Source organism: Pseudomonas sp. GL-B-26 (assembly GCF_019947405.1).
Taxonomy (GTDB): domain Bacteria; phylum Pseudomonadota; class Gammaproteobacteria; order Pseudomonadales; family Pseudomonadaceae; genus Aquipseudomonas.
Map to the genome: position 1 here is coordinate 98,656 of NZ_JAGYGJ010000012.1, position 20,765 is coordinate 119,420.

Annotated in this window: 13 protein-coding genes; 5 read left to right on the top strand and 8 right to left on the bottom strand. The window is 59.1% G+C overall.

Features of this window, described 5'->3' with window-relative positions; all coding sequences use genetic code 11:
* Positions 1 to 39: 39 nt before the first annotated feature.
* Positions 40 to 2,514: a UvrD-helicase domain-containing protein gene (locus KGB23_RS10605; protein WP_223431048.1), complete on the bottom strand. Its 2,475-nt coding sequence runs from the start codon at positions 2,512 to 2,514 to the stop codon at positions 40 to 42.
* A gap of 268 nt (positions 2,515 to 2,782) precedes the next feature.
* Here KGB23_RS10605 and KGB23_RS10610 point away from each other — a divergent pair, with 268 nt between their 5' ends.
* The gene (locus tag KGB23_RS10610; protein ID WP_223431049.1) at positions 2,783 to 3,478 is read left to right on the top strand and encodes a pirin family protein; all 696 of its coding nucleotides are present in this window, start codon (positions 2,783 to 2,785) and stop codon (positions 3,476 to 3,478) included.
* Positions 3,479 to 3,540: 62 nt separating this feature from the next.
* Here the strand turns inward: KGB23_RS10610 and pgm are convergent, their stop codons facing one another.
* The 4 genes from pgm to KGB23_RS10630 form a co-directional block, all read right to left on the bottom strand.
* Complete coding sequence (pgm, locus tag KGB23_RS10615; RefSeq protein WP_223431050.1) at positions 3,541 to 5,187, bottom strand: phosphoglucomutase (alpha-D-glucose-1,6-bisphosphate-dependent); 1,647 nt, start codon at positions 5,185 to 5,187, stop codon at positions 3,541 to 3,543.
* 102 nt (positions 5,188 to 5,289) lie between these two features.
* Entirely contained in the window at positions 5,290 to 6,690 is a 1,401-nt protein-coding gene (locus KGB23_RS10620; RefSeq protein WP_223431051.1) for a PLP-dependent aminotransferase family protein, read from the bottom strand.
* Between the two features lie 67 nt (positions 6,691 to 6,757).
* Entirely contained in the window at positions 6,758 to 8,248 is a 1,491-nt protein-coding gene (locus tag KGB23_RS10625; protein ID WP_223431052.1) for a hypothetical protein, read from the bottom strand.
* A gap of 576 nt (positions 8,249 to 8,824) precedes the next feature.
* Positions 8,825 to 9,847: a zinc-dependent alcohol dehydrogenase family protein gene (locus KGB23_RS10630; protein ID WP_223431053.1), complete on the bottom strand. Its 1,023-nt coding sequence runs from the start codon at positions 9,845 to 9,847 to the stop codon at positions 8,825 to 8,827.
* 268 nt (positions 9,848 to 10,115) lie between these two features.
* On the opposite strand from KGB23_RS10630, the gene KGB23_RS10635 reads away from it, so the two are divergent.
* The 4 genes from KGB23_RS10635 (at position 10,116) to KGB23_RS10650 (ending at position 17,227) form a co-directional block, all read left to right on the top strand.
* Positions 10,116 to 11,033, top strand: a complete 918-nt coding sequence (locus KGB23_RS10635; protein ID WP_223431054.1) for a LysR family transcriptional regulator — start codon at positions 10,116 to 10,118, stop codon at positions 11,031 to 11,033.
* 327 nt (positions 11,034 to 11,360) lie between these two features.
* Positions 11,361 to 12,614: a multidrug efflux RND transporter periplasmic adaptor subunit MexE gene (gene mexE, locus KGB23_RS10640; protein WP_223431055.1), complete on the top strand. Its 1,254-nt coding sequence runs from the start codon at positions 11,361 to 11,363 to the stop codon at positions 12,612 to 12,614.
* Between the two features lie 12 nt (positions 12,615 to 12,626).
* Positions 12,627 to 15,809 carry an efflux RND transporter permease subunit gene (locus tag KGB23_RS10645; RefSeq protein WP_223431056.1) on the top strand — a complete coding sequence of 1,061 codons (3,183 nt, stop codon included), beginning with the start codon at positions 12,627 to 12,629 and terminating at the stop codon, positions 15,807 to 15,809.
* A complete protein-coding gene (locus tag KGB23_RS10650) occupies positions 15,806 to 17,227 on the top strand; it encodes an efflux transporter outer membrane subunit (protein WP_223431057.1) in 1,422 nt (473 codons plus the stop codon). Before KGB23_RS10645 ends, KGB23_RS10650 begins: the two co-directional genes overlap by 4 nt.
* Before the next feature lie 157 nt (positions 17,228 to 17,384).
* On the opposite strand, the gene KGB23_RS10655 is transcribed toward KGB23_RS10650, so the two are convergent.
* From KGB23_RS10655 to KGB23_RS10665, 3 genes are read right to left on the bottom strand one after another with little or no spacing between them, the layout of a single operon-like run.
* Positions 17,385 to 18,350, bottom strand: a complete 966-nt coding sequence (locus tag KGB23_RS10655) for an HlyD family secretion protein (protein WP_223431058.1) — start codon at positions 18,348 to 18,350, stop codon at positions 17,385 to 17,387.
* 4 nt (positions 18,351 to 18,354) lie between these two features.
* Positions 18,355 to 18,555, bottom strand: coding sequence for a DUF1656 domain-containing protein (locus tag KGB23_RS10660; RefSeq protein WP_223431059.1), 201 nt, complete (start codon positions 18,553 to 18,555; stop codon positions 18,355 to 18,357).
* Complete coding sequence (locus KGB23_RS10665) at positions 18,545 to 20,692, bottom strand: FUSC family protein (protein ID WP_223431060.1); 2,148 nt, start codon at positions 20,690 to 20,692, stop codon at positions 18,545 to 18,547. The genes KGB23_RS10660 and KGB23_RS10665 overlap by 11 nt, the downstream gene beginning before the upstream one ends.
* Positions 20,693 to 20,765 lie beyond the last annotated feature (73 nt).

A 20,765-nucleotide genomic window follows, 5' to 3' on the forward strand; every position in this document is an offset into this window, starting at 1 on the left:
ACGTTAAGTGGGCTTTTTTGTGGGGCATGGATCAAAGGTTCACGCCGATGTCTTGCCCAGTCGGTGATCGGCAAAGAACGCCTTGCCCTTGCCAATCCGATCGGAAGCTTTGGGCAGGTTGGCTGCCTGGGTGTCTTGCCCATCGACATACCAATAGCAATGACTCACCGCCCGAGTGATGCCGACGTAAGCCAGTCGCAGGATCTCGTCTTTCTGTGCGCTGTCGTACGCTTCGCTGTCGCCAGCCTTGCCCAGACCCGCCATGCGGTAGACCTGGTTCTTGTACGGCGAACTGGTCAGGTGCTGACAATCACCCAGCAGGAACACCGCGTCAGCCTGAAGTCCCTTGGCACTGTGGTAAGTCAGTTGCTTGAGCCGTCGCGCTTCGTACGGCAAGCTAGAATCCACATTAACTACAGACTGAATATGCTCTTCTATCAATGATTTATCGCTGCTTTTTCGATAAAGCATCAAGATTGAATCGCCTTTTCTGTAGTGCTCCATCAGGCGCTTGGCCATGCCTTGATCGTCGCGATCGAGAACGTTAACCGGCAACAACGCCTTCGGCTCACCACTGGCCTTGGCCTTCTTGCCTGCGATCGCCGGCGCCGCACGAACGATATGTTCGGCGGCATCGATGATGTGCTGATGACTGCGATAGTTGTCGCTGAGCATCACCTTGGTCGTGCTCGGCGAAGGGAACTCCTTGTTGAATTCCATGAAATACGTCGGCGAACTGCCCCGCCAGCCATAGATGGACTGCCAGTCATCGCCGACACAGAGCAACGACGAACGTTGTGCGCCGCGCGCCACGTGCATAGCCGGGCCGCGACTGCGGATTTCCGTGAGGCTCGCGCGAATCCAGGAAACGATCTGTGGCGATACGTCCTGAAATTCGTCGATCATCAAGTGCGACATCGGCCTGAGCAGCTCATCGCTCAGCAGCTTCAGGTTTTCCGGTGAATGTTCGCTGAATAAGGCGAACATCCGGTTGTAGGTCATCACCGGTGGCTTCTGATCGAGCAGATGATCTTCCAGCGCTCGCCAGTACAGGCTCAAGGCCTCGAAGAAAAACCGGTCCGGGTCGTCCTTGGCAAAACTCATCTGGCCCACAGCATTGGGTACATCCAGGCCAAGATTCTCGATAAATCCGGCGGCAGCGACAAAACAGTCCAGTAACGGTGCAGAGCTGAGCTCGCCCTTGACCTTGTAATCGAAGCCCGGCCCGGCACTGGCATCGCCTCCAAGGGACGCCAATACCCGCTTTGATGACTCATAACTATCCAGCCATATCAATGGTTTACGACAGAAAGCTTGAAACAGGGTGCGCTTGACCGCCCATTCCGCGCGCACGCTCAATTTGGCATTAGGGCGGCTGACCTGCGGGTTTTCCCGGGGATCGAAGCCCAGCACCACCCAAGCGTCCAGGCTAGGAATATAGCCATGACAATGAAACGTCGAGCCATTGATATCGAACGTCTGGCGCCTCGGCTCGATGCCTTTGATTGGCCAGGCACCCGCGCGAAACCACAAATCTTCGATAGCGTCGCAGAGCTCTTCATCACGCTTGGCGGCCAGTTCGGTCACGGCGATGCGCTTCTGCACGTCCGGGTGGTCGCGCTCCAGCTCCTTGAGTTGCAGCGCGTGACGGGACAATGGCTTGATCAATTCGCGAAAGCGCTCATTGCGCATGTGCAGGCTGTGATAGCAAGCGTTGAGTTGCTGGCGCTGAGCGTCGTTGATGCGCAGGTCGAAAGGATTGCTGTCCACCTCCTCATCGCCGCTTTGCGCACGGTGACTGAGGTTTTCGAAGGCTTGCAGCCGCTCGAAGCCCGGCAGACTGCGAACCATCGGCAGGATTCGCGAATGGAAGGTGCGCACCAGATCACGCGCCTCTTTGAAACTGAGCGACCGGCCCCAGAGTGCAAACAGCTCGATCAGTTTATTGATGAAATCTTTGCGCGACTCACGGGTAAAGGTCACCACCGTCATCGAACTCAGCTCGAACCCCAGATAATGGGTCAGCAGCAAAATACGCAACACCAACGTGGTCGACTTGCCCGCACCCGCGCCGGCAATCACCGAGGTCGAGGGCGTGTCACTGAAAATCATTTTCCACTGCGCGGCGCTAGGCTGGGCGTGCGGTGGCAGCAGTCGAGCGACATCCGTCTTCATGCGCTTCTTCAACTCAGCGCTCAACGGCAGACGCCAATCGTCGAACAGATTGTCGTCAACGTTGGGCGGCCGGTGTTCGGTGGAGCGCGAGTCGCGGATCAACAATACCTGCCGGCCTTCCTCCAACCCTTCAAGTTTGCCTTCCTTATAGCCGTAATCCACCCCGGCGCTGTGCCCGCTGCGAAAGCCGTCGGCCTGGCCGTGCAGCCAGGATGCCCGGTGTTGTGCGCGCAGACGCGTCAGGCCGTGACCAAAGAACCGGGCGGCCAGACGCTTGAGCAGCGGCATCTCGGCCAGGGGACGAAGTTCAGGAGGAAGATCGGGGGTGTGTTGCGGCACGCGGGCTGACTCCAGGGTGTGAGGCTGTTGAGGGCTATGGTGTCTGCATTTGCCATTCAGTTCTAGTGAAATGCTTACAGGTCATTGGCTTATGCGATGAAGTGAAGGTTGGGTGAGAATCTTTCGAGGCGAATTGATATCAGTTTATTCGATTGTATTGAGGCATTTTTTACGCTTTTTATCGATTGATGCTTGATAGATGATGCTCGCCATCAACCACCGGTTCTCAGGCGCTCTGCCCCATGACGAACCTTTTCAGGAGACGATCATGCTTGAACTCAGACCCTTCAACTCCCTGGGCGGCGCCAACCATGGCTGGTTGGATGCTCATCACCACTTTTCGTTCGCCGAGTACCATGACCCAAAACGCATGAACTGGGGCAACCTGCGGGTGTGGAACGACGACGTGATTGCCTCTGGCACCGGGTTCCCGAAACACCCGCACCGGGACATGGAAATCATCACTTATGTCCGTGAAGGCGCAATCACTCACGAAGACAACCTGGGCAACAAGGGCCGTACCGAAGCGGGCGACGTTCAGGTCATGAGCGCCGGCACCGGGATCGCCCACAGTGAATACAACCTGGAATCGACCGAGACCAGGATCTTCCAGATCTGGATCATCCCGAATGAATCCGGTTTGGCACCGTCCTGGGGCGCCAAACCCTTTCCGAAAGGTCAGCGCGAAGGTTTCGTGACACTGGCAAGCGGCAAGGCCGGCGACGATCAAAGCCTGCGGATTCGAGCCGATGCGCGACTGGTGGCCGCGAATCTGAAGGCTGGTGAGTCCGCCGAGTATCGCCTGGACAATGGCCGTCGCGCCTATCTGGTTCCCGCTACTGGCGTCATTGAAGTCAATGGCTTGCGTGCACAAGCTCGAGACGGTATTGCGGTTGCCGATGAGCAAGTGTTGCGAGTGACCGCCATCGAAGACAGTGAAATCGTCCTGGTGGACCTGGCTTGATCTTGTAAAAGCGGGACAAAAAAAGGGGCGACCGTCATGGCCGCCCCTTTTTACATTCTGGATTACTTCGCAGAGATCGCGCCGTCCACCAGTGTTTGCGCTTCTGCCACCAATTGCTTGAGGTGTTCGTCACTGACGAAGCTTTCAGCGTAGATCTTGTAGATGTCTTCGGTGCCCGACGGACGCGCCGCGAACCAGCCGTTCTCGGTCATGACTTTCAGACCACCGATCGCCTGATCGTTACCCGGCGCATGGCTGAGGATGCTCTGGATCGCTTCGCCCGCCAATTGGGTCGAGGTGACCTGATCCGGCGACAATTTGCTCAGCAGTGCCTTCTGCTCAGGGTTGGCCTTGGCATCGACGCGCACCGAGAACGGTTCGCCCAGTTCATCGGTCAAGGCGCGATAGGCCTGACTTGGGTCGCGACCAGTGCGGGCGGTCATTTCTGCCGCCAGCAGTGCCGGGATCAAGCCGTCCTTGTCGGTGCACCAGACGCTGCCATCCTTGCGCAGGAACGAAGCACCGGCACTTTCTTCGCCGCCAAAGCCCAGAGAGCCGTCGAACAGGCCGTCAGCAAACCACTTGAAGCCGACCGGCACTTCGTACAGGCGACGACCCAGACGTTTTGCCACGCGATCGATCAAGCCGCTGCTGACCACGGTTTTACCCACGGCGGCATCGGCACGCCACTGCGGACGGTTCTGGAACAGGTAGTCGATCGATACCGCGAGGTAGTTGTTCGGCGCGAGCAAACCACCGGACGGGGTCACGATGCCATGGCGATCGTGGTCCGGGTCGCACGCGAATGCTACGTCGAAACGCTCTTTCAGACCGATAAGGCCCTGCATGGCGTGAGTGGACGATGGGTCCATGCGGATCTGACCATCCCAGTCGACGGTCATGAAACGGAAGGTCGGATCGACCTGTTTGTTGACCACTTCCAGGTCCAGACAGTAATGCTCGGCAATCGCCGACCAGTAGCGCACCCCGGCTCCGCCCAGCGGATCGACACCCAGACGCAGCTTGGCATCACGGATGGCGTCGAAGTCGATCACGTTGATCAGGTCGGCGACGTAAGTATTGAGGTAATCGTGGCGATGGGTCGTGCTGGCCTTCAGCGCCTGCTCGTAGCTGATGCGTTTGACGCCAGCGAGCTTGTTGCTCAGCAGTTCGTTGGCCTTGGCTTCGATCCACTTGGTGATGTGGGTATCGGCCGGGCCACCGTTGGTGGGGTTGTATTTATAACCACCGCTTTGCGGCGGATTGTGCGACGGCGTGATGACGATGCCGTCCGCCAGGCCCGACGTACGCCCGCGGTTGTAGCAAAGAATGGCGTGGGAAATGGCCGGTGTCGGGGTGTATTCGTCACCTTCGGCGATCATCACCGTGACACCGTTGGCGGCCAGCACTTCAAGGGCACTGGCGCCGGCCGGGGTGGACAGCGCGTGGGTGTCGATGCCGACGAACAGCGGACCGTCAATGCCCTGGGCTTCGCGGTACAGGCAGATCGCCTGGCTGATCGCCAGGACGTGCCATTCGTTGAAACTCAAGTCGAACGAGCTGCCTCGGTGTCCGGACGTGCCAAAAGCTACGCGCTGGGTCGAGATGGCGGCATCGGGCTGGCCGGTGTAATAGGCCGTTACCAGTCGCGGGATGTCGACCAACAGTTCTACCGGTGCCGGTTTGCCCGCAAAAGGACTGAGTGTCATGCAAAACCTCTGAAGTCGAGTGGTTCAGGAATAGGAACGCAGTTTACTGGCAGTTCGACCACAACGCGATGGGATCGATCCACGAGTAACAAGGAGCCCGGTTCAATCGATCGATTCCAGACGCAAGGCATCGCCTAACAGGCCCAACGCCGCGGCAAGGTCGTGGTCACCGCCGAAGGTGTGACTCAGGCGCAAGTGTTGCGCGTGCAAGCCCTGCAGACTGAACAGCTCTCCCGGTGCGATCACCACTTGATGCTTGAGCAGGCGCTGGAACACCCGACGTACATCGACCTGGCGCAGCGAACGGACCCAGATGGTTGCACCGCCCTGGGGTTCAACGAAGTGCAAGGCATCGCTCAGACGTTCCTGCAACAGCTGCGTCATCTGCACCTTGCGGTCCTTGAGCATCCGCCGTAATACCTGAAGATGCTGATCGACACGTCCGTTGCCGTACAAGCGCGCGATGGCTTTCTGGCGAATCGGTGACAAGCGGAACGACCGCAGTAGAAAGTGCCGTTGCAGCTCGGCACTGAAATGCCGCGACAGCAAATAGCCATAGGGCGCTTCGGGCCCGATGATTTTCTCGAAGGTCGAAAACACGATCAGCCGATCGGGGTCCAGCAAGTCGCGAAACCGCTGACCGTCCGGTTCGAATCCGAGTTCGCCGTAGCAGTCGTTTTCCAATACCCAACTGCCATGTCGCTCCAGCAACTGCGCGACGACTTGTCGGTTGTCGTGGGGTGCCAGGCTGCCCCGCGGCATGTTCAGCCCAGATGAAACCATCACCAGCCGCACCGGCTCGGTCTCCAGCAGCTCCTTGAGCCATTCGACGTCCAGGCCACCGCTGGATTGCACCGCCAGCTCGATCACTCGCACCTGCGCAGCCTGGAGCAACCGCAGAATCGCCCAGTCGCACGGCGACTCGACCAACACCGTGGCGTCCTTGAGATTCAACACAGCGATCAGTATTTCCAGCACGCCACGCAGGTCAGCGCCTATGTAGATATCGTCTGCGTGCCAGCAACGCAGCGGCGAGGTGGTGTAGCGCGCTGCCAGGGCAATGCGCAATTCCAGCTCACCGCAAGGTTGCGATGTCGGTTGCGGCTGACGCGGATACTGGCGCAGCAGTTCTCGCTCCAGCAGTAACAACGGACTGTCGAGGGGTTGCAACAACGCCGGTTCATCGGCGCTCAAGACAAGCATTCCGGGACGTCTGGCGTTGACATAAACGGTTTCAAGCAGGTCGTTGCCACTGCTGAGCGTGCTGATGGAGGACACCGGTAACGCGTAATAGCCGGACTTGGCCACCGAATAAACGCGCCCTTCCTTCTCCAGAAGCGAATAAGCGTACTGAATGGTCGAGATCGACACGCTCAGACGCTCCGCCAACTGTCGCAACGAAGGCAGGCGGACTCGCGTGTCACTGACCGGTTCGTTGATCAGGTTAGTCAGATATCGGTACACCGCCTGATACGCGAAATCAGTTTCTCGTGGCCCTTTCATGGGCGAGGGCCGAATGCCGTGTGAACGTCATCATGCATCGTCAGGAAATCTGTCAAGCCACGCACTTTCAGCGCTCCGCTGACCATTCATCCGCCACCGCCGTGTCGTCGTCATAGTCGGCTGCTTCGGCTTGCAAACCCGCGCCGCCGAGTTCCGGGGTGCCTGCCCTACCCTCATTCGCAGACACCGGGCCCATGCGGTAAAGCGTGCCGATCAAGCTGACAGGCAACCCGCTGACGTCGGTCATCCATTGCAGAACCTGCTCCGGCACCGGATTGCCCTGCATTGCCCGGTGCAAATCAGGCATCGCCACGAGCATGCCGGGGTGGCACTGGCGCAGAAAACGTTCAAGCGCCGCGCCATTCTCGACGAAAGGTGAAAAGAGCAGGCACACCAGTTGAGCCTCGCTCAGGCCAAGGTTTTTTTGAGCCTCGGCCGCTGCCAGCACGCGCTGCTCGGCCAACGTCGCCGGATTACCGAACGCCTCTACCGCTTGCTCGCACAACCGTTCCGCCAGTTGTTTGCGCCGCATCATCACCAAGGCCCGTTGCAGGTATTCCGCGACACCCGTCTCGTAGCCGCGGTCGTGCATGAAGCACGACTGCAAACCCCGCATGTGTGCAGAGATAGAAAGGCTGACGTACTCGTTGTCGCTGAGCTGAGCCGCCAGTTCGTCAGGTTGAAAACCGAGAAACTCTGTGAGCAGCGGCCAACGCTCTTCCAGGTTGCTGACCAGCATGTCGTGAATGTCGATGTACGTGGTGCGACGACAGGCCTCAAATCGTTCGCCCGGACGCCACGCAACCTGGTCATGCTCAGCATAAAAAGCGCGGTAGCAGTCGCTGCCCAGTTCGTCGAGCAACGCGAAAAGCCCCTCGTAGCCGGTTTCGTGGTGGTTCGAGGTCTTGAGCCCGGCCTTGGCGGCAGCACGCTTCAACCCGCCTAGAAACTGCTTCTGCTGACGAGGTGAGTCACTGCTGATCAATGCATCGACACCGTTGTCCCATCGAGCTATTTGCCCATGGAACTCGCCGGTGGCCAGATACCCGTCGTCCCACAGATCAAGCGGCCCGCTCCAGGCGCGACGATGGCCAACCATCAAAAGATTGAGCCGATTCGACTCACGGCCGCCTTCGGAAATCGGTGTCAGGTGGTTGAACGGCAGGACTTCCCGGTTATCAACCATCAACACTTCGACCCGAGGATCGTCGTAGAGGAACAAGGCGCTGTAGCTGCGATGGATGTTTTCCAGGGCCGCAGGGCTTGCGTCGTTCAAGCGCAAGGATGCCACTCGCAACTGGAATGTCGCTGGCGCCCGGCCGGCGATACTCAGTTGTGCCGCGCGCAGCATCGCCAGGGTGTAACAACTGTCACGGGACCCGGACTGAATCGCCAGTACCTTGTAATCGCCAATACGCTCCATGCCCCCGGCGGCCACCACCAGCCGCTGAATCATCAGCTGCAATGCCGTGCGTTCGGCGCGCGAGAAGAAACTCAGCAATCGCTGCAGCACTTGCTGATAGACATAGTTCATCGCTTGGTCATGGATATTGGTCATCTTAATTTACCTGATGCTTGTAAGTTCGATATCGCGCCAACAACGACACGCATTGCGCAAAGTGTTGCTTGCCACGATTGAAGTACTGGACGCTATTGCCAAATGCTAGCACTTAAGCTTTTAGTAATTATTTGAAATAACTAGAAGTCTCCCCTGCTCCCGCCAGAAACAGGTGGTCGCCAACCCCTGTAGAGCCGGCCTCTTGCGACTGCGAGCGACATCCTAGGAAATGTCCGACAGCGTCCCACAGACAATTAGCACAAGAAATAGAGAAAGAAGTCACCCATGTTTTTTTGGCAACTGCGCAGCGACGAACTATTGGTCGGATATGTATTAACGGTGTGTATTGAAAAGTATCAACCTGATACCCAGCCATGACTCATTCCTTGAGATGAAAGTAATCATTCAATTATCAAGGCTTATATGATGATTAGAAGATACAGATTGAGAGCAAAAACCAGTTCAGTTGCTGAACTGACCCATTGATGGGGCAATGGGACGTCTCATTTTGGCAGGTGTTGAAAACAGAAGAGTCCGTGGGCACGGACTCTTGCAGAGGGGGCTTATTTGAAGGGCTTATGCAGGTTCGACCTGGAGGGCGACCCGTTCGCGGCATGGGCATTCGTCCATGTAGCGGTGTGCTTCTACAAACTCGGCAAACGGGAAGACCCGAGTCTTGAGCGGCAGCAGCACGCGGTCGGCGGTCATCTGGTTGATGTCGCGCAAGGCGCGTTGCAGTGCGACCTGGTCCTGGATGATGCCCAGTTCAGGTTTGCCGGTGAAGTTGCCGATGCAGTGCACAAAGAACTGGATGTTCTTCTGGAACGCTGCGCAGGCCGGGAACGGCGTCTGGTTGCCACCTTGCAGGCCATACAGCACCAGGCTGCCGCGAGGTGCAAGCACATCGCCAAGCAACGACATCTGTGGACCGCCGAGACCGTCGAACACAACGTCCACGCCACGGTTGTCGGTGATCTTGTTGATCTGCATCAGCAGATCCTGTTCTTCGGTGACGATGACTTTCTCGGCACCCAGGGACAGCAGATTCTCACGCTCTTCCGCCGTCTTGGTCGCGGCAATGACCCGGATACCCAGAGCCTTGCCCAGTTGTACAAAGGACGGACCGGCACAGTGACTGGCGTCAGTCACCAGGGCGAATTGCCCGGGTTTGACCCGTGCCAGATCGACATAAGCGAAGTAAGCGATCAGCAGCGGCGTGTAATGCACACTGGCTTCGATCGGGCTGAGCACGTCCGGGTAACGGGTAAGTGCCGAGCGCGGAAGAACGATCTGTTCGCCGTAAACCGGATAATCGTTGGGACTTTCAGCCGGGAAGCTGGCGACCTTGTCGCCGACTGCCAGATCATCGACGCCCTCGCCGACCGCCGTCACGATACCGGACATTTCATGGCCAAGGCCTGAAGGCAGACGTGCGTGGGACGAGGCCAGGTTCTGGCGCCAGAGAATGTCGTACCAGCTGATGCCAATCGCCTCGACGCGCACCTGCACTTCGCCCGGCGCAGGGAGAGCGGCCGCATGCTCTTCGCATTTGAGCACCTCGGCTGGACCAAACTTGTGAAAACGGATCGTGCGGGACATCGCAAACCTCGTCAAAGAAACCTCTAATGCCCTGAACTCTATCTGGGCTTTCTACCCAAGACTATCAGTGGCTATTAATAGTCGACATGCCTGTCATTGATTCCGCAGCGCCGGTGACATCATCAAATGCCGTGAAAACCGAAGCATCCTTTTCAGGAAAACTGAATTACTCGGTGCAGAGTAGCAGTCTTTCCCCTTAATATTCATGCCGGCCATTGTTCTCATATGGCCGCTCTCGTCAAGCTTGATGACTCTGCCAGGACTCCAGATGAATCGTAATGACCTGCGTCGTGTCGACCTGAACCTGTTGATCGTTTTCGAAACATTGATGCACGAACGCAGTGTGACCCGCGCTGCGGAGAAACTGTTCCTCGGCCAGCCGGCCATCAGTGCGGCACTCTCGCGCCTGCGCGGGCTGTTCGATGATCCGTTGTTCGTGCGTACCGGCCGCAGCATGGAACCGTCTGCCCGGGCGGTAGAAATCTTCGCCCTGCTCTCGCCTGCACTGGATTCGATTTCCACCGCAGTCAGTCGTGCGGCGGAATTCGACCCGGCCACCAGCACTGCGGTGTTTCGCATCGGCCTGTCGGACGATGTCGAATTCGCCCTGCTGCCGATGCTGCTCAAGCGCCTGCGTGCCGAGTCGCCGGGGATCGTGTTGGTGGTGCGTCGGGCCAACTACATTCTGATGCCGAACCTGCTGGCCTCGGGCGAAATTTCCATCGGCGTCAGCTACACCGCCGACCTGCCGGCCAACGCCAAGCGCAAAGTACTGCGTCGCAGCATGCCGAAGCTGTTGCGGGCCGACACGGTGCCGGGGCCGTTGAGCCTGGATGATTTCTGTGCACGGCCTCATGCGCTGGTGTCGTTCGCCGGTGACCTGAGCGGCTTTATAGATGAAGAACTGGAAAAGCTCGGACGCAAACGACATGTGGTGCTCGCAGTGCCGCAGTTCAACGGGCTCAGCACGCTCATCAGCGGGACTGATATTGTCGCGACCGTGCCGGATTACACGGCTGAAGCGTTGACGGCGGCCGGCGGTGTGCGGGCTGAAGAACCGCCGTTGCCTGTGCGCAGTTTTGAATTGCACATGGCCTGGCGTGGGTCGCAGGATAATGATCCCGGCGAGCGTTGGTTAAGGTCGCGGATTCAGATGTTTTTTGGGGATCCGGACAGTTTGGCCTGATCCTGATTATGTGTGAGGGCTTCAGGCCCTTTCGCGAGCAAGTCGGATCGCCGCACCGCCGCTCCCACATTTCGAATGCGTTCCCCTGTGGGAGCGGGCTTGCTCGCAAATAGCCGCGACACGGTTTCGAACCTTATCTTTGCACTCCCCGCAACACTGAATTGTCATCAATCTAATTGATAGCCGCCTAACGAAAGGCGCAGGCTAGAGAGCTTGGCAGCGGCTTATATCATTCCGAATGATAGTTACCTTTGCCTCATTCGATTCGTGCGATACATCCTCGCCGAGCATCATCCGTCCATTCTCAATACATTGGCGGATGCATCCATGGAACAATCACTCAAACATTTGCGCTTCCCGTTGGCCCTGTTGGCCGTGCTGGTGATGAGCGCCTGCGGCAAGACTCCGGACACGGCCGCCACTATGCCCGCAGCCAAGGTCAGCGTGGCCAAGGTGCTGGAACAACCGGTCAACGAATGGGACGAATTCACCGGCCGCCTCGAAGCACCGGAAACCGTAGAAATTCGTCCACGGGTCTCTGGTCAGATCGATGAAGTGGCCTTCACTGAAGGCGCGTTGGTCAAGAAAGGCGACCTGTTGTTCCAGATCGACCCGCGTCCATTCCAGGCCGAGGTCCGCCGCCTTGAAGCCCTGGTTGCCCAGTCCCGCGCCAACGCCACCCGCAGCGAAAACGAGTCCCAGCGCGGCGAACGTCTGCGCACCAGCAACGCGATCTCCGCCGAGCTGGCCGATTCGCGCACCAGCGCTGCTCAAGAAGCCCGCGCCGCCGTCGGTGCCCTCCAGGCGCAACTGGACCTGGCCAAACTGAACCTGAGTTTCACCCGTGTTACCGCGCCGATCAGTGGTCGCGTCAGCCGTGCGGAAATCACCGCCGGCAACTTGGTGACCGCCGATACCACCGCGCTGACCAGTGTGGTGTCCACCGACAAGGTCTACGCCTATTTCGACGCTGACGAGCGTGTGTTCCTCAAATACACCCAGCTCGCTCGCCAGGGCAAACGCGGTGCTACCACGCCGGTGTACCTCGGCCTCTCCAACGAAGACGGCAACCCACACCAGGGCGTGATGAACTTCGTCGACAACCAGGTCAACCCGAAAACCGGCACCATCCGCGGTCGTGCCGTGTTCGACAACAGCGACGGCGCCTACACCCCGGGCCTGTATGCCCGCCTGAAACTGGTCGGTAGCGGCACCTATTCCGCCGTGCTGATCAACGACGAAGCGGTCGGTACCGATCTGGGTAAAAAGTTCGTGCTGGTGATGGATGCCGACAACAAGACGGTTTACCGCTCGGTCGAGCTGGGTCCGAAGATCGAAGGTTTGCGCATCGTGCGCAACGGCCTGAACAAGGACGACACCGTCATCGTCAAGGGGCTGCAACGGGTTCGCCCTGGTTCGCCGGTCACCCCTGAAGTGATCCCGATGGCCAGTGAACAAACCCTCGCGGCTCTCGCACAACAACGACAAGCGCTGGAAGCCAGCAACCTGCCCCAAGTCGCACCTGCCAAGGTCGCGCCGGGTTCGGTTGTGAAACTGGCTGCTGCGACTCCACGCGGTTAAGGGATCTCTACGATGAATTTTTCCCAATTCTTCATTTCACGGCCGATCTTTGCAGCGGTGCTGTCGCTGCTGATCCTGATCGCCGGCGCCATCTCGCTGTTCCAGTTGCCGATCAGCGAATACCCGGAAGTGGTTCCGCCGACCGTTGTGGTCCGCGCCAACTTCCCGGGTGCCAACCCAAAAGTCATCGGTGAAACCGTGGCCGCTCCACTGGAGCAAGCCATCACCGGCGTCGAGAACATGCTGTACATGTCCTCGCAGTCCACCGCTGACGGCAAGATCACCCTGACCATCACCTTTGCGCTGGGCACTGACCTGGACAACGCACAGGTACAGGTGCAGAACCGTGTGACCCGGACCGAGCCAAAACTTCCCGAGGAAGTGACGCGCATCGGTATCACCGTGGACAAGGCTTCGCCCGACCTGACCATGGTTGTGCACTTGACCTCGCCGGACAAACGCTACGACATGCTCTACCTGTCCAACTACGCCTTGCTCAACATCAAGGATGAGCTGGCGCGTCTGGGCGGTGTCGGTGACGTGCAGCTATTCGGCATGGGCGATTACTCGCTGCGTGTCTGGCTCGATCCGAACAAGACCGCTTCGCGTAACCTGACCGCCACCGACGTCGTGACCGCAATCCGCGAACAGAACCGTCAGGTGGCTGCCGGTGCACTGGGTGCGCCGCCTGCGCCGAATGCCACCGCGTTCCAGCTGTCGGTCAACACGCAAGGTCGTCTGGTTTCTGAAGAAGAGTTCGAGAACATCATCATTCGCTCCGGCGAAAACGGTGAAATCACTCGCCTGAAAGACATCGCTCGCATTGAGTTGGGTTCCAGCCAATACGCTTTGCGTTCGCTGCTGAACAACCAACCGGCGGTGGCGATCCCGATCTTCCAGCGCCCTGGTTCCAACGCGATCGAAATCTCCAACGAAGTGCGCGACAAGATGGCGGAGCTGAAAAAGAGCTTCCCGGAAGGCATGGACTTCAGCATCGTCTATGATCCGACGATCTTCGTGCGCGGCTCCATCGAGGCGGTGGTTCATACCCTTTTCGAAGCACTGATCCTCGTTGTTCTGGTGGTAATCCTGTTCCTGCAAACCTGGCGCGCCTCGATCATTCCGTTGGTGGCGGTGCCGGTTTCGCTGATCGGTACATTTGCGGTGATGCACCTGTTCGGCTTCTCGCTGAACGCCCTCTCACTGTTCGGCCTGGTGTTGGCCATCGGTATCGTGGTGGACGACGCCATCGTTGTGGTGGAGAACGTCGAGCGAAACATTGGACTGGGACTAACGCCGGTCGAAGCAACCAAACGGGCCATGCGTGAAGTGACCGGCCCGATCATCGCAACGGCGCTGGTGCTGTGTGCGGTGTTTATCCCGGCCGCGTTCATCTCCGGCTTGACCGGGCAGTTCTACAAACAGTTCGCCCTGACCATTGCGATCTCGACTGTGATCTCGGCGTTCAACTCGTTGACGCTGTCGCCCGCCCTGGCTGCGGTGTTGCTCAAAAGCCACGACGCGCCGAAGGACGGTTTCTCCAGGGTCCTCGACAAGATCTTCGGTGGCTGGCTGTTCCGTCCGTTCAACCGCTTCTTCGACAAGGCCAGCCATGGCTATGTCGGCACGGTGGGCCGGGTTATCCGCAGCAGCGGCATCGCCCTGCTGTTGTACGCAGGCCTGATGGTACTGACGTTCTTCGGTTTCTCCAGCACTCCGACCGGTTTCGTACCCGGCCAAGACAAGCAATACCTGGTGGCCTTCGCGCAACTGCCGGACGCCTCGAGCCTGGACCGTACCGAAGACGTGATCAAACGCATGTCCGACCTCGCTCTGAAACAGCCGGGCGTGGAAAGTGCGGTGGCCTTCCCGGGCCTGTCGATCAACGGTTTCACCAACAGCCCTAACGCCGGCATCGTGTTCGTCACCCTTAAACCGTTCGACGAGCGTAAAGATCCGAGCATGTCCGCCGGTGCAATTGCCGGTGCGTTGAACGGCCAGTACGCCGGGATTCAGGAAGCCTACATGGCGATCTTCCCGCCGCCGCCGGTACAAGGCCTGGGCACCATCGGTGGTTTCCGCCTGCAGATCGAAGACCGGGGCAACCTGGGCTATGACGAGCTGTACAAAGAAACCATGAACATCATCACCAAGAGCCACAGCGTGCCGGAACTGGCCGCCCTGTTCACCAGCTACACCGTGAACGTGCCGCAAGTCGATGCAGCTATCGACCGCGAAAAAGCCAAGACCCACGGCGTGGCCGTCAGCGACATCTTCGACACCTTGCAGATCTACCTGGGTTCGCTGTATGCCAACGACTTCAACCGCTTCGGCCGTACCTACCAGGTCAACGTTCAGGCTGAACAGCAGTTCCGTCTCGAACCGGACCAGATCGGTCAGCTGAAAGTGCGTAACAACAAAGGCGAGATGATCCCGCTGGCGACCTTCATCAAGGTCAGCGACACCTCGGGCCCGGATCGTGTGATGCATTACAACGGCTTCATCACCGCTGAAATCAACGGTGCAGCAGCTCCCGGCTACAGCTCCGGCCAAGCGGAAAAAGCCATCGAGAAACTGCTCAAGGAAGAACTTCCGAACGGCATGACCTACGAATGGACCGACCTGACTTACCAGCAGATTCTGTCCGGTAACACCGCACTGTTTGTGTTCCCGCTCTGCGTACTGCTGGCGTTCCTGGTACTCGCGGCTCAATACGAAAGCTGGAGCCTGCCACTGGCGGTGATCCTGATCGTACCGATGACCTTGCTGTCGGCCATCACCGGTGTGATTGCTTCGGGAGGCGACAACAACATCTTCACCCAGATCGGTCTGATCGTACTGGTGGGGCTTGCCTGTAAGAACGCGATCCTGATCGTCGAGTTCGCCAAGGACAAACAGCAGGATGAAGGCCTCAGCCCGCTCGCCGCGGTGCTGGAAGCCTGCCGTCTGCGTCTGCGTCCGATCCTGATGACTTCCTTCGCGTTCATCATGGGTGTTGTGCCTCTGGTCTTCTCCAGCGGTGCCGGTGCCGAAATGCGTCATGCCATGGGTGTAGCAGTGTTCTCCGGGATGCTCGGGGTGACCTTCTTCGGTCTGTTGCTGACGCCGGTGTTCTACGTATTGATTCGTAACTTTGTGGAGCGCGGTGAAAAGCGCAAAGCGGCCAAGGCCCTGAAACTGGAGGCGCAACAATGAGCCTGAAAGCCTTCCTGCCGAGCCTTCTGGTTCTGGCCCTGAGTGCCTGTGCCGTCGGCCCGGACTACAAGACCCCAGCCACTGAGCCGGCCAACATCACGACCGCCACCGATGGCAGCGCCGGTCAGAAGAACTTCGACCGCTCGCGTTTCGAAGGCATCTGGTGGCAGCAGTTCGAAGATCCGACCCTCAACCAGTTGGTGACTCAATCGCTGAAAGGTAACCGTGATTTGCGCGTAGCCTTCGCTCGCTGGAAAGCGGCCCGGGCAATTCGCGATGACGTCAGCAATGACGCCATGCCAACCATCACCAGCCGGGTCAGCAGTGACCTGGCCAAAGGTCAGATTCCGGGCCAGACCACCAAGCGGGTCAATAGCGAACGCTACGACCTGGGCCTGGACATGGCGTGGGAGATTGATCTGTTTGGACGTATCCAGCGCAACCTGGAGTCGGCCAATGCCGAACAGCAAGCCATCGAGGCTGATCTGTACCAACTGCAAGTCTCGATGATTGCCGAACTGGTGGATTCCTACGGTCAACTGCGCGGTGCGCAGCTGCGGGAAAAGATCGCCCTGGCCAACCTGAACAATCAGCAGGAGTCGCGCAAGATCACTATCAGCCTGCGTGATGCCGGTGTCGGCGATCAGCTCGATGTGGAGCGCGCCGATGCACGCCTGGCGTCCGTCGAAGCCAGCGTGCCGCAATTGCAGGCTGAACAGGTTCGACAGAAAAACCGCATCGCCACCCTGCTGGGTGAACGTCCGGACAAACTGACCGTCGACTTGAGTCCAAAAGACTTGCCTGCGATCGCCAAGGCCCTCCCGATCGGTGATCCGGGTGAACTGCTGCAACGTCGCCCGGACATTCTCAGCGCCGAGCGCAAACTGGCCTCCGCCACCGCCCGTATCGGCGTGGCCAAGGCTGATTTGTTCCCACGGGTCAGCCTCAGCGGCTTCCTTGGCTTCACCGCCGGGCGCGGTTCGCAAATCGGTTCCTCGGCGGCCAACGCCTGGGCACTGGGCCCGAGCATTACCTGGGCTGCGTTCGACCTTGGCAGCGTGCGCGCCCGTTTACGAGGCGCCGATGCGGATGCCGAAGGCGCCCTGGCGACCTACGAGCAGCAAGTACTGCTGGCGTTGGAAGAATCGGAAAACGCCTTTAGCGACTACGGCAAACGCCAGCAACGCCTGATCTCGCTGATTCGTCAGAGCGAATCCAGCCGCGCCGCGGCCGACCTCGCCGAAATTCGCTACCGCGAAGGCACTTCGGACTTCCTCGTCCTGCTCGACGCCCAGCGTGAGCGCCTGGCGGCTGAAGACACTCAGGCCCAGGCCGAAGTCGAACAGTATCGCGGCATTGTCGCGATTTACAAAGCCTTGGGCGGCGGCTGGCAACCAGAGACGGTCGCCAGCAAGTAAAGTTTTAACGAGCTCCTTTGGTTGGCCGTAACCAACCAATTCCTTTGCCCTGCGCCTCATTCGGTCGCGGGGCTTTTTTTTGCCGATCCCGAATTCAACGCATATTCCTTTGTGGGAGCGGCGATGCGGCGATCCGACTTGCCCGCTCCCACAGGGGTTAGCGGTGTTCTTGAGTTTCGCGGTTTTCCATGATGGTTACGGTGGCCGTGGTCCCGGCGCGCAGTCGGTTTTTGGCCGCGTAATTGGCATCGACCTGTATCCGCACCGGCACCCGTTGCGCCAGTTTGACCCAGGTGTAACTGGGGTTGATGTTGGCCAGCAAGCGACCGCCGGGCAGGTTCTCCCGGTCGGAAATGGCGAAGGCAATGCTTTGCACAGTGCCGCCGAAAGTCTCGCCGCTCATCAATTCGATCCTGACCCGGTCGCCCTCCTCGATTCGCGGCAGCTTGGTTTCTTCAAAATAACCGCTGACATAAAACGAGTCGCTGTCCACCAGCGCCAACAGCGCGCCACCGGCCGCGGCATAGTCACCCTGACGGGTCAGCAGGTTGGTGACATAACCCGTCACGGGCGCTTCGACCCGCGTGCGCTGCAAGTCCAGTTCGGCCTGGGTCAATGCGGCGATGGCCAATTGCACGTTGGCCTGGGCCAAACCGAGGTTGGCCTGGTTGCGCAGCAACTCGGCCTGCGCCACCGCCACTTCCGTGCTGGATTTCTCCCATTCTTCACCAGAAATCGCCAACCGCTGCTTGAGCGTGCGCCGTCGGCGTTCTTCACTCTGACGTTGGCGTAGCAACGCTTCACTGGCGACAATCGTTGCCTCTGACTGACCAAGGGTGGCTTTCGACACTTCTACCGAGCGCTTGGCATGCTCCACCGCGAGGACATAGCGCGCCGGATCGATCTCCAGCAGCAACTGGCCTTTCTCCACATGCTGGTTGTCCTGGACGCCCAGGCTGACGATGCGCCCCGAGACATCGGCGGACAAGGTCACCACATCGGCACGCACCCGTGCATCCCGGGTCCAGGGGGCGCGAGTGTAATGTTCCCAGGCAAACCAGCCGAGAACAAAAGCCAGCAACACCACCGCCACCGTCGCAAGTCGGGCAAGGATCTTCTTCAAAGCATCAAGCTCCCATCACCAGAATCAGCGTTGCGCAAACGCAGGTGTACAACGCGCCTTCGAACAAGGCTTCATGCCAGACGAACCGCAGCACGCCAATGCGGCGCAAGATCCAGTCCAGCACCAGGTAAATCGGCAGGGCCAGCAGTAACGCCTGGGCAATCGGCGGCAAGTAGACGCCACCCAATTCAAAATCAATGGGCAAGGGCCGGCACTCCTTCCGTTTCTGCGGGTTGAAAGTATTTGCGATGTCGCTCCAGAAACGACACCACGATCAACAACGCCACGCGCATCCGGAATACCGACCACAGGTGTTCATGAACGTCTAAATGCAAGTCGTCCATTTCATCGCCCAAGACACGCAGGTTTCCGAGCAGTTGCTCAAGGTCAATCCCGGGCCGCCCGGCAATCACTCGTCCTGTCTCACGGACAGCATCGAGCAAACGGTTTTGTTGCTCAGTACTGAGCAAGGTGTTGCTTCGCCCCTGTTGCCTGAGCTGGTTCAACGCCACACCCAGCGCCATGCACCCGAGGCTGACTTCGAACAGCTCGCTGGATTGCTTGTCGTTGGTAGCCGGCAACAATCCCAACATCATGGTCAGGCGATCGACCATGCGGCTTTCAAACGCAAATTGCTGCTCATCGGTGGCCGGCGTCTTCAGCAAAGCGTAGACCTGCTCACAGTTTTCATTGAACAGCCGGCGTATTCGCAAAACGGGCCTGAACGGGAAGATCAAGGCGTAGACACTGAGCGCCAGTGCGGCTGCGCAGATATAGGAACCGGCAAACTCGAACCACTGAATGGCACTGTTTTGACCGATTTCCGTGTTTTGCGGGCCCAACAACAGCATTGTCGTTAGTCCAAGACCAATGCCTGTGCCCGTGGTTGGCGGACTGGACAGCCCCACCGCAACGGCATACAGCAAGGGGGCGAGCAACAAGGCGAGTAACTCGAAGTCACTGATCATTGGTATCAGCAGGAACAGATACAGCGCCGATACCACCAAGGCCAGCCCCAGCCCCCTGGCAAAGCTTTGGGCGGCCAGCAACGGCCGCGGAAACGTCGCCATCAGCGAACAGAGAATCCCCGCCACGATCATCCCGCCACGCGCTCCGTCCCAACCGGTCTCGATCCAGATCAGGCCGGCCACCAGCAACGCGGTAAATGCGCGGATCGCGTTCATTGCCGCCAACGTGAAGTCCAGATGCAAAGGGTTGTCCTGGCCGCGAAACATGCTACTGGCCGCACGCCCGTCCTGGATTGCGTCGCTCAGTTCAAGAATCTGGCCGAGCTGCTCCAGCATCCGCGCCTGTTCCCAGCGCAGTGCCCAGGCCAGTGAACGCAGGGTGGCTGGCATCGTCTCGGTGAGTTGTTCGGCCTTGTAGGCCTGAGCATCAAAACGCTGTTGCAGTGCCGAGAAACGCTGCCGGGCTTTGGTCGACAACGAGCGCCCTTGCAGGGCCAATTCATCGAGAAAGAGCAGTTCTTCGGCGCGCAATCGCTGTATATCCTCCGGCAAGGCACCTTTCCAGCGCTCGGCAAGCAGCTCCCGCTGGTGACGCAAAGCCGTAAGCCGCGACGTCAACAACACCAGCTGATTACCCAGCAACTGCACCAACTCATTGGAGCTGCGCAACCGGGGTGCATCGAAATACAAATGTCGCCTTACACCTTCCAGGGCGCTGATCGCGCCGAGCAGTTGCATCTGCCGCCGATGGAAATCGGCCTCGCTTTCCTCGGTTCGAATGACGGCAGCAGCGTGGGTCGCGAGCAGCTTGATGACCTGATCGATCTTGGCGAAGTAATCCCGGGCCACAGCTTCCGGTCGCGCGGTGAGCAGGCTGACCACGCACACGCAAGCCACCGCCAATAGCGTCTCGGTCACGCGAGTGACGGCCAGCAGGAAGGTGCCGCCCTGATCGGGCACCGCCAGCAGTGCCACGACCACCGCCGTGTACCCGCTCAAAACAAACGCTTGGGAACTGGTGTAGCGCAACAAGGTGCCGCCGGCGGTACACAGCGCCAGCCACAAGGCCAGAGTGAGGATGAAAGGCAGGGGCGCCTGGGGAAAGATCGCCATGATCAACACCGCCACGACCGCCCCGAGCGTGGTGCCGATGACCTGGCCGAAACTTCGGGCCAGGGCCATGCCGCCCAATGGCTGGCTGACGATGACCACCGCCATGATCGACCACTTGGGCTGCTCAAGGTCGAACAGGAACGCCAGATACAACGTCAGCAGCCCGGCCACGATGGTTCGCAGGGCGAACAACGCCACTCCGGGCCCGGGGTTGAGTATCGCTTTGAAGTACTGAAGCAGCGGTTGCATGGGAGCGCTCATCGAGTCATCTCCAGCAAGCGTAGTCACTGCCAAGGCGCCTCGACGGGTTTCAATGTCGACGCAACCTGTAGGC